11 protein-coding genes are annotated in these 8,755 nt (G+C 61.5%); 5 read left to right on the forward strand and 6 right to left on the reverse strand.

What is annotated here, in order from left to right; genetic code table 11:
* Positions 1-99 precede the first annotated feature (99 nt).
* The 4 genes from nuoK to VGI36_08705 are packed head-to-tail and all read right to left on the reverse strand — an operon-like array spanning position 100 to position 2,561.
* Positions 100-402 carry an NADH-quinone oxidoreductase subunit NuoK gene (nuoK, locus tag VGI36_08690; protein HEY2485213.1) on the reverse strand — a complete coding sequence of 101 codons (303 nt, stop codon included), beginning with the start codon at positions 400-402 and terminating at the stop codon, positions 100-102.
* Positions 403-404: 2 nt separating this feature from the next.
* Positions 405-956 carry an NADH-quinone oxidoreductase subunit J gene (locus VGI36_08695; protein HEY2485214.1) on the reverse strand — a complete coding sequence of 184 codons (552 nt, stop codon included), beginning with the start codon at positions 954-956 and terminating at the stop codon, positions 405-407.
* Positions 956-2,071: a complex I subunit 1 family protein gene (locus VGI36_08700; GenBank protein HEY2485215.1), complete on the reverse strand. Its 1,116-nt coding sequence runs from the start codon at positions 2,069-2,071 to the stop codon at positions 956-958. Before VGI36_08700 ends, VGI36_08695 begins: the two co-directional genes overlap by 1 nt.
* Positions 2,061-2,561, reverse strand: coding sequence for an NAD(P)H-dependent oxidoreductase subunit E (locus VGI36_08705; protein HEY2485216.1), 501 nt, complete (start codon positions 2,559-2,561; stop codon positions 2,061-2,063). The genes VGI36_08700 and VGI36_08705 overlap by 11 nt, the downstream gene beginning before the upstream one ends.
* Positions 2,562-2,769: 208 nt before the next feature.
* Here VGI36_08705 and rsmD point away from each other — a divergent pair, with 208 nt between their 5' ends.
* The 3 genes from rsmD (at position 2,770) to VGI36_08720 (ending at position 5,219) form a co-directional block, all read left to right on the forward strand.
* On the forward strand, positions 2,770-3,354 hold the full coding sequence (gene rsmD, locus VGI36_08710; GenBank protein ID HEY2485217.1) for a 16S rRNA (guanine(966)-N(2))-methyltransferase RsmD: 585 nt from the start codon (positions 2,770-2,772) through the stop codon (positions 3,352-3,354).
* Between the two features lie 13 nt (positions 3,355-3,367).
* The gene (gene coaD / locus VGI36_08715; protein ID HEY2485218.1) at positions 3,368-3,883 is read left to right on the forward strand and encodes a pantetheine-phosphate adenylyltransferase; all 516 of its coding nucleotides are present in this window, start codon (positions 3,368-3,370) and stop codon (positions 3,881-3,883) included.
* 136 nt (positions 3,884-4,019) lie between these two features.
* The gene (locus tag VGI36_08720; protein ID HEY2485219.1) at positions 4,020-5,219 is read left to right on the forward strand and encodes a pyridoxal phosphate-dependent aminotransferase; all 1,200 of its coding nucleotides are present in this window, start codon (positions 4,020-4,022) and stop codon (positions 5,217-5,219) included.
* A gap of 34 nt (positions 5,220-5,253) precedes the next feature.
* Here the strand turns inward: VGI36_08720 and yfbR are convergent, their stop codons facing one another.
* Entirely contained in the window at positions 5,254-5,874 is a 621-nt protein-coding gene (gene yfbR, locus VGI36_08725; protein ID HEY2485220.1) for a 5'-deoxynucleotidase, read from the reverse strand.
* A 75-nt stretch (positions 5,875-5,949) separates the two neighbouring features.
* Complete coding sequence (locus VGI36_08730; protein ID HEY2485221.1) at positions 5,950-6,381, reverse strand: NUDIX hydrolase; 432 nt, start codon at positions 6,379-6,381, stop codon at positions 5,950-5,952.
* 145 nt (positions 6,382-6,526) lie between these two features.
* Between VGI36_08730 and VGI36_08735 the strand changes: the two genes are divergently transcribed.
* Together VGI36_08735 and VGI36_08740 are read left to right on the forward strand one after the other, a co-directional pair.
* The gene (locus VGI36_08735; protein ID HEY2485222.1) at positions 6,527-7,558 is read left to right on the forward strand and encodes an alcohol dehydrogenase catalytic domain-containing protein; all 1,032 of its coding nucleotides are present in this window, start codon (positions 6,527-6,529) and stop codon (positions 7,556-7,558) included.
* Between the two features lie 24 nt (positions 7,559-7,582).
* Positions 7,583-8,023, forward strand: a complete 441-nt coding sequence (locus VGI36_08740; protein HEY2485223.1) for a cupin domain-containing protein — start codon at positions 7,583-7,585, stop codon at positions 8,021-8,023.
* Positions 8,024-8,755: the final 732 nt, after the last annotated feature.

Consider the following 8,755-nt stretch of genomic DNA (forward strand, 5'->3'; position numbering starts at 1 on the left):
GCGCCCGAGCCGCGGCCCCAGGAACAGGTTGAACAGCACGCCCAAGGCGGGAAAAACCAGAATCAGCGCAAGCGCGGCAAACTCAAGGTTCATGAGCCATCACCATCTCAGCAGGGTCAGATCGTCGGCATGAACCGTTTCGCGACTGCGGAAAATCGAAATGATGATGGCCAGGCCCACGGCAGCTTCCGCCGCGGCGACCGTCATGACGAAAAACACGATTGCCTGCCCGTCCATGGTCCCGAGCCGACTTCCGAGCGAGATGAACGCGAGGTTGACCGCGTTAAGCATCAGCTCGATCGACATGAACATGACCAGGATGTTCCTGCGGATGATAAACCCTGCCACCCAGATCACGAAAATCACGCCGCTCAACGCCATCAGCCAGCTTAGTTGCACCATCGTCAGGCTGCCTTTTCCCGGCCCGCGAGCTGCTCGGCTCGCTCCTGGACTTCAACGGTCGTGCTACGTCGCGCCAGCGCCACCGCGCCGACCACCGCGACCAGGAGCAGCACCGAGGTCACTTCGAAGGCGATCAGATATTGCGAGAACAGCGTCTCAGCAAGCGTCTCAATCGACCCGTAGCCCGCCGCATGGGTGGCGGAGAACTTGATTTGCAGCTGTGCGGGCATGGAAAAGGTCTCCAGCTCCGCGAGCAACGCCACCACTGCGATGGTCCCGAGGAACTTGATCGCCAGGCGCCCGGTCGAGCCGGTTTCCATCGGCAGGTTGAGCAGCCAGATTACGAACAGGAACAGCACCATGATCGCGCCCGCGTAGACGATGACCTGAAGAAAGCCGACCACGACGGCGTCTTGCCCGATGAACAGCACCGCGATGCTGATGAGGGTCAGCACCAGCGCCAGGAGGCTGTGCACCGGGTTGCGCTGCACTACCACGCCGAGAGCCGCCACGATGGAGAGCGTGGCGAGGAACCAGAAAACCACCGGCGGCATTAGTGCGCTCCTCCCGTCGCCACGATGATGAACGCGGTCACCAGCACGTTGGCCAGGCCCAGCGGGACCAGCCCCTTCCAGCCAAGCCGCATCAACTGGTCATAGCGAAACCGCGGCAGTGTCCATCGGACCAGCCCGAGAAACGCGCACAGAATGACGACTTTGATCAAAAATGCGATCACGCCCATGATCGATATCGCCAGCGGCGCGACCGCGAGAAGATGTCCGCCGGGCACGTGGAATCCGTCCGGATAAAGCCACGGCACCTGCCACCCACCCAGGAAAAACGTCACCAGCATCATCGCGACCAGCGCCTGCTCCGCGAAATCCGTGAACATGAAGGCGGCCTGTTTGCCGCCGGAATATTCCACCATGTAACCAAGAATCAGCTCCGACTCGCCCTCGGGCAGGTCGAATGGAATCCGCTTGGATTCGGCGACGCCGGCGGTCAAGAGCAAAACGAAGGCGAGCGGCTGGACCAGGACTCCCCAGCGCGGCAGAAACCCGAACCATACTCCGCCCTGCGCACGGACCATTTCCTGCAGGTTCAAGGTGCCGTAGGTCATCACTACGGAGACGATCGCCAGGCCCATGGCGATTTCGTATGAGATCATCTGCGCGGAAGCGCGGATCCCGCCGAGCAGCGCCCAACGATTATTCGACGCCCATCCTCCCAGCGCGACTCCGTAAACCCCGATGCCGATGGTCGCCAGCAGGTACAGCGCGGCGGCGTCTAGGTTGGCGGCCTGTAGCTCGAAAGTATGGCCGGCAATGGTGATCGTGTCACCAAACGGAATGACCACGAACGTGATCAGGACCGGAAACAGGGCCAGGAAGGGCGCCAGGCCGTGCAGGAAATGATCCGCTCCTTCCGGAACGAAGTCCTCCTTGGTGAAAAGCTTTACCGGGTCCGCGACCAGGGTATTCACGATGCCGAGGTTGGGCATGCCGAGCTTGCGGCCCAGCCCGGTAATCGCGGCGCGGTTGGCTCCGACGCGGTCCTGGATGAGAGCGCTCCCCTTGCGCTCGAAGTAGAGCAGGAAAATCGCCAGCTGAAGCCCGATCAAAACCATCAGGATGGCTTCGATCGCGCCGACCAACAGTTCAAGCGTCACGTTGGGAAAGCTCGTCGATCAGTTTTAGGGTGCTTTCTTCGGTCAGGTTTTCGTAGAACCGATCCTGATTGAGCTGCAGCATGGGCGCCGTGCCGCACGATGCGAGGCATTCCGCCACCGCCAGCGTGAACTTGCCGTCCGCAGTGGTTTCGTCGATTCCGATTCCCAGGCGCCGCCGGATACAATCGACGATCTGATCCGCTCCGCGCAGCCGGCACGACAGATTGGTACAGACGTCCAGCAGGTATTTACCGACCGGTTTCTGATGAAACATCGGGTAAAAGGTCACCACCGCCCGGACGTGCGCATATGGCAGTCCCAGCAGTTCCGCCACATAGGCCTGTGCCTGCTCGCCGACCCAGCCAAATTCGCGCTGCGCAATCCAGAGCGTCGGCAGCAAAGCCGCCTGACGGGTCGGGTAATGCGTAGTGAGCTCCTCGAATTCACGGAGCGCCTGCTCAGAGAACTTTGCTTCGCGCGATTCCGCCATGAGGGCAGTATGAATCCTTACTAGAATCAGGGCTGGAGCGCTCGGAATCTTATGATGAGTTACCGAATTCCCGCAACCCTGCCAGAGTCGGGTGCAGGCGATTTTGCATGATCGTTTCGGAAACTTGCGGCTGCTGCCGGAACCGGTTATCTATCGGGCGCGAGCGGACGGACTTGAGTGAACCCGTCGGCGCGCGAATGTAACCGGGATGCGCGTAATTGCGGGACATGCTCACGGCCGTCGCCTGAAGGCGCCCCGCGGGCTCGCCACGCGGCCGACCTCGGCCCGGGCCCGCGAATCCATCTTCTCGCGCCTGCAGGTCCGCCTCGATTTCCAGGGCGTGCGCGTGCTTGACATATTCGCCGGCAGCGGATCGCTGGGCTGCGAAGCGCTCTCGCGCGGCGCCGGGAAAGTGACCTTCATCGACTCTTCGCGAGCGGCGGTGCGTTCAATTGAAAAGAATCTGCGTGCGATGGAGATGGCCGACCGCGGCCGCATACTTGCGCTGGATGTCTTCCGCGCGCTCCAAAGCCTTGCCACGGAAGCCGGGGAGTTTGACCTGGTGTTTGTCGACGCTCCTTACCGAAACGACCTCAGCCACGAAGTCCTGCAATGCTTAAGCCGGCTTGGGCTGGCCGCCGCAGAAGGGTGGATCGTCGTGGGCCAATCCAAACGAGCGCCCGCCGCGCCTGAGGCTCCGCAAGGACTGACCCGCCAAAGCGTCGTTACCATTGGCGATCATCGGATCGCCTTTTACCGGCGACCGCCCGAAGCGGCGCCGAGTGGGAGTTGATGGGTTAGTAAAGATGGCTACCAAACCAAGTGGGCATACGCCGTCCGTCGCCGTTTATCCGGGTACCTTCGATCCGATTCACAACGGCCACGTCGATGTTATCCGCCGGTGCGTGCTGTTGTTCGACGAAGTGATCGTGGCGGTCGCATACAATCCGCACAAGGAATCCGCTCTGTTCTCCGCCGACGAGCGGGTCGAAATGATTCGGGAAGTCATCCGCGACCTGGAGCCGCGCGCACGGGTCGACAAGTTCAGCGGTCTGTCCGTGGACTACGCCGAACGCATCGGCGCCAAGGCAATAATCCGCAGCCTCCGCTCGGTTACCGACTTTGACTACGAACTGCAGATGGTCAACATGAACAAGCAGATGAGGCCGAACATCGAAACGGTTTTCCTCTGCGCCAACCCGAAAGCGTTTTTCGTCGCATCGCGGCTCATCCGCGAAATCGCGGGCTACGGGCAGCGCGTGCCTGACTTGGTCCCCGAGATGGTGATGAACCGCCTGCGCAAGAAGCTCGGCGTCGCCTAGGAATTCAGAAATCGCGGAAGTGGCTCGGATTTCCTGGCCCGGCTCGGGATAGTCTTACAATCCGATGAAATCTGGTTAATCGGGGCCGCCGCGAGTTTTTTCGTCCGCGCCGCACCGCTAGAATCATGTTCGCGCCATGATCAAGCTCAATCGAAAAATCGCCCAGCTTAAACCCTCCGCGACCCTCGCCGCCGATGCGCGCGCCAAGGAGATGCGCGCGGCGGGGATCGACGTGATCTCGCTCGATGCGGGCGAGCCCGATTTCGACACACCCGAGCGTATCAAGGTGGCCGCGCGCAAAGCACTGGCCGAAGGACGAACCAAGTACACGGCGGTCAGCGGCATTCCCGAGCTTAAAAGCGCGATCCGCAGCAAGCTCAAGCGCGACAATCAGCTCGACTACGATGCGAGCGAGATCATCGTGTCCGCGGGATGCAAGCAGGCGGAAGCTAACGTGATCAACGCGCTGTTCGACGAAGGCGATGAGGTCATTATCCCGACGCCCGCGTGGGTTAGCTTCTCTGCGATGGTGGAGTTGACGGGCGCGAAGGTGAAGTACGTGCCATGCCCCGAGAGCACCGGATTCCTGCTCGATCCGGAAGCGCTCAAGCGCGCCATTACCCCGGACACGCGGGGCATCATGCTGAACTCACCGTCCAACCCGACCGGCACGGTCTATCACACCGGGCAACTGACCGAACTGGCTCGCATCCTACTCGAGGCGGACCTTTGGGTGATGTCCGACGACGTCTACGAGCACATCTCGTATGACGGGCCGGTCCCGCACCTTTTCCACATCGAACCGCAGCTGCGTGGCAAGGGAATCGTTTTCAATTCGCTTTCCAAGACCTACGCGATGACTGGATGGCGAGTCGGATTTGCGGCCGGACCCAAGGAAGTGATCGGCGCGGCCGGACGTCTGCAGAGCCAGAACAGCGGCAATCCGAACTCGGTCGCGCAATACGCCGCGATTGAAGCGCTCACTGGACCGCAGGAAGAAGTAAAGAAGATGGCGGAGGAATTTCGCGCGCGGCGCGAGTTGGTCGTCGAGAGGATCCGCAAAATTCCCGGCTTCCAGCTACCCAACGTACCCTCGGGAGCTTTTTACGCGTTTCCCAACGTGTCGGAACTGTTTGGCCTCTCCGCCAACGGGCGCAAGCTTACCGACGGTGATTCGGTGGCCGCGTTCCTGCTCGAGGAAGCCAAGGTCTCGACGGTTGGGGGCAACGACTTCAATGCCCCGAATCACATTCGTCTGTCATACGCGACCTCGCGCGAGAAGCTGACCGCTGCCTTTGATCGAATCGAGCAAGCGCTAAAAAAGCTAAGCAAGTAGGTGATCGTTCCCCGGTCGCGGAAGCCGGCAGCCGTCATTGCGAGCGCAGCTGGGAGCGTCGCGGGCGGGTGTCTGACTGGTTCAATTCATCCAGGGTCATGGCGAAGCTCGGCGCGAAGGTCTTAAGAAAGTACTCGACCTCCGGAAGCCGGATCGACTCGACTTGCTGCTTCAGCACCACCGCCGCTTTGGCAAAATCCTCGTTCCCAACCCGTATTTCCTCGACGCATTTGAGATAGGCGCAGAGCTTGTCGGCCGCGTGCACGATCTGCCACTCGTGGCGGTCACCTTTCTCTTCAAACAGGAGCGAGCGAAAATCCCTTCTTATCGCCGCCGGGAGCATGGCGTAGAGTTTCTGCCTGGCGACTCCCCCTACTTCCAGATGGGCGCGGCGAATCTTGTGGCTGAAATGCTTTATCGGTGCGACCACATCTCCAGTGAGCACCTCCTCGGCATCGTGAAACAGCGCCAGCGCCGCTGCCCGCTCCGGATTCACCGTGCCCGCGAATATTCGATTGCGGATCACGGCGAGCGCATGCGCGATCATCGCGACTTGGAGACTGTGTTCCTGCAGATTCTCGTCATAGGTGTTGCGCATCAGGCCCCAGCGCCTGACGAATCTCATCCGCGACAGGTATGCAAAGAAGTGACTCACGAGTGCGTCCTCTGAATTGGGGGCATTCAGCAGCGGCCGTCGCGCGTCCGCGCAGCAACCCTCTGGCGGCGGTGCTCAGGGCTTGGCCCATGGCGCGGGAAATTGGCCCCGCTCGATGAACCGCAGGTAGTCCCCAAGAATTTCCCCGTGGTCGAAGGCGAGCGGCGCGGGCAGATGCAACGGATCGAACAGTCCCACGCCTTTCGCGTCGTCTGCGGCCCGCGGAGTTCCGCTCGAGCGGGCGACATAGACCGCGGTGATCGTCTGGCCGCGCGGATCACGTCCAGGTCGCGAGTAGATCCCGAGCAAGGCACGCAAGCTGACCTCGAGCGAGGTTTCCTCCAACGCCTCGCGGACCGCCGCCTGCTCAACGGTCTCCCCGAAATCGACGAAGCCGCCGGGAATCGCCCAGCCGAAAGGAAAATTCTTGCGCTCGATCAGAACGATTTTGTCGCCAATCTCGATGATCGCGTCGGCCGCAACCGGCGGGCTTTCGGGCCTGGGCACACCGTGACTGTATCACGACCATCCCGCCTACGCAGGCTGCGCCCGCGCAAGCTTCGCCTCCCCGAAGCTAACGCGCGCTGTGGGATTTCTGCTCCACCCCGCTGGTTGACAAGCGTCAGTGCGGACCACAAAGTTCGATCAACTCATGCAGGTAGCCCGCCTCTACGATTTCGGCGACATTCGCGTCGAGGAAGACCCGCTCCCGCAGGTCGGCCCCGATGATATCCTGGTGCGGGCCCGCGCCTGCGGCATCTGCTCGGGCGACATAATGCCCTGGTACATTCGGCGCAAGGCGCCGCTGGTACTGGGTCACGAGCCGGTGGGCGTGGTGGCTGACGCCGGCAAGTCGGTACGTGGGTTCCGGCCCGGCGAGCGGGTCTATGTGCACCATCATGCGCCCTGCTTCCAGTGCCCCGCGTGCTCGCGCGGCGAGTACGTGCAGTGCGCGACTTGGCGCGCTACCAACCTCAAGCCCGGCGGGATGGCGGAATACTTCTTGGTCAGTGCCGTCAACCAGCGCGACACCCTGAAGCTGCCCGACTCGGTCGACGACGCCAACGGTGTCCTGGTCGAACCGGCTGCATGCGTAGTCAAGTCCTTGCGCCGTTCCGGCCTGAAGAAAGGCGAATCCATTCTGATCATCGGGCTGGGAATCATGGGAATGATGCACGTGAAGCTGGCGCGCCACCTGGGCGCGGGTGTGATTATCGGAGCGGATCTTTTCGAGCGGCGCGCACGGCGCGCCCAGGAACTCGGTGCGGATCATGGCCTGGTGGTTTCGGGCGACAATCTCCTCGAGCAGGTTCGCGAGGTCACCGAGGGCGCGATGGCCGACGTCGTCATCGTGGGTCCCGGCACAGGCAAGGCGATCGCCGCTGGAATTGCGGCGGCGGGCAAAGGCGCTACAGTGGTTCAGTTCACTGCAACTCCACCCGACGAAGAGATGATCGTGCGACCGCACGATCTCTATTTCAACGAAACGCGTTTAGTCCCTAGCTACTCTTGCGGACCAGATGAGACGCGCGAGTCGCTTCGGCTGGTCGAACAGGGTGTGATTAGCGCGTCCGAGCTGGTAACGCATCGCTTTCCGCTCAGTCAAATCATGCAGGCGTTTGCGACCGCGCAAAAGCCCGAAGCGCTAAAGGTGGTGGTCACCTTCGGCAGCGACGGCGCATAGGCGACAACGCCGCGATGCAAAGCCATGGCGCGCAAGCGTGTCAGCCACAGCCGCACCCGAAACCCACCAGCCGTCCGGCAGTTTAAACCGAGCTTCCGCTGGAACGGTGTCGAACTGGAGCCCTACAAGCTCGCCGCACATCGGGGCGGCGAGTTTCGGGGAGCATCGCGCCAGGTCCTGATTGGAAACCTGGGAGAGCAGGTGAAGTTCCATGTGCGCTACTTTGAACTCGAAGCGGGAGGCTTCACCAGCCTGGAACGCCATCATCATGCGCATGTCGTTATCGGCCTACGCGGGCGCGGGCGCGTGCAGGTCGCTCACCGGAAATTTGAGCTCGGACCGATGGATACGATTTACATCGCTCCCGACCAGGCCCACCAGCTTCGCGCCTCCGGCGCAGAGCCCTTCGGGTTCTTCTGTATCGTAGATGCCAAACGCGATCGCCCCCGTCCGGTCAAAGCGTAGCGCTGAGTCGTCAAGTTTCGTTTGCTGATGGGGTGAAACGCTCCAAGCAGAAGGCGGGTGGCGCGACGCACGCGCTGGACAAGTAGTTTTGCAGGGTCGGAGTTCTTCTCGAAGTTGACGCGAAACCAAAAAAAGGGCGGCCGCTTTTGGCAGTCGCCCTTTCTTTAAATCAGGTGAGACTAAGTTACGGCGTAGACGCGGGCGGTGCCGCTGCACCACTATCGCCACCCGATGGCGCGGCCTCGGCTGCCGCCTTATGGTGACGGTGATACGAATGAGGACGCGGCGAAGAGGCCATGGTCCTGGCAGCGATCGCTTCAGCGCGATCAGCCGCGGCCTTCGCATCGCTGGCCGCCTGCTCCACGCGGGCGGACGCAGCCTGTGAGGCAGCAGCCGCCTGCTGCGCCTTCTGGCTTGCCGCCTCAGCGCGGGAGGCAGCCTGGTCAGCGCGGTTGGCGGCGTTAACTGCGCGTTGCTCCGGAGTTGGCTCATTCGACGAGCAGCCAACCATCAACGAAAGGGCTAACACTACAGCCCCGGCTAACCCAACCAGTTTGCAAGATTTTGTGATTAACCCTTCCATTTTTTCCTCCTGAGAAACTTCCGTGCCGGCCCCGAGGGTCACCAGTCGGTGGCCCCGTATTGACCTGAATCTTGTCTCAGATCGCTAACTGCCATGCAAGCCTACACAACACAAATGGTTACTGCAACGAACTTGTTGAAATACGAAAG

This window comes from Candidatus Binataceae bacterium (assembly GCA_036495685.1).
Lineage (GTDB): Bacteria > Desulfobacterota > Binatia > Binatales > Binataceae > JAFAHS01.

Bases quoted from the DNA above. Each gene is read 5' to 3' on its own strand.
- VGI36_08695 (HEY2485214.1), bottom strand. From the start codon at position 956: ATGCCGCCGGTGGTTTTCTGGTTCCTCGCCACGCTCTCCATCGTGGCG.
- VGI36_08705 (HEY2485216.1), bottom strand. From the start codon at position 2,561: ATGGCGGAATCGCGCGAAGCAAAGTTCTCTGAGCAGGCGCTCCGTGAA.
- coaD (HEY2485218.1), top strand. From the start codon at position 3,368: ATGGCTACCAAACCAAGTGGGCATACGCCGTCCGTCGCCGTTTATCCG.
- VGI36_08720 (HEY2485219.1), top strand. From the start codon at position 4,020: ATGATCAAGCTCAATCGAAAAATCGCCCAGCTTAAACCCTCCGCGACC.
- nuoK (HEY2485213.1), bottom strand. From the start codon at position 402: ATGGTGCAACTAAGCTGGCTGATGGCGTTGAGCGGCGTGATTTTCGTG.
- VGI36_08735 (HEY2485222.1), top strand. From the start codon at position 6,527: ATGCAGGTAGCCCGCCTCTACGATTTCGGCGACATTCGCGTCGAGGAA.
- rsmD (HEY2485217.1), top strand. From the start codon at position 2,770: ATGCGCGTAATTGCGGGACATGCTCACGGCCGTCGCCTGAAGGCGCCC.
- VGI36_08740 (HEY2485223.1), top strand. From the start codon at position 7,583: ATGGCGCGCAAGCGTGTCAGCCACAGCCGCACCCGAAACCCACCAGCC.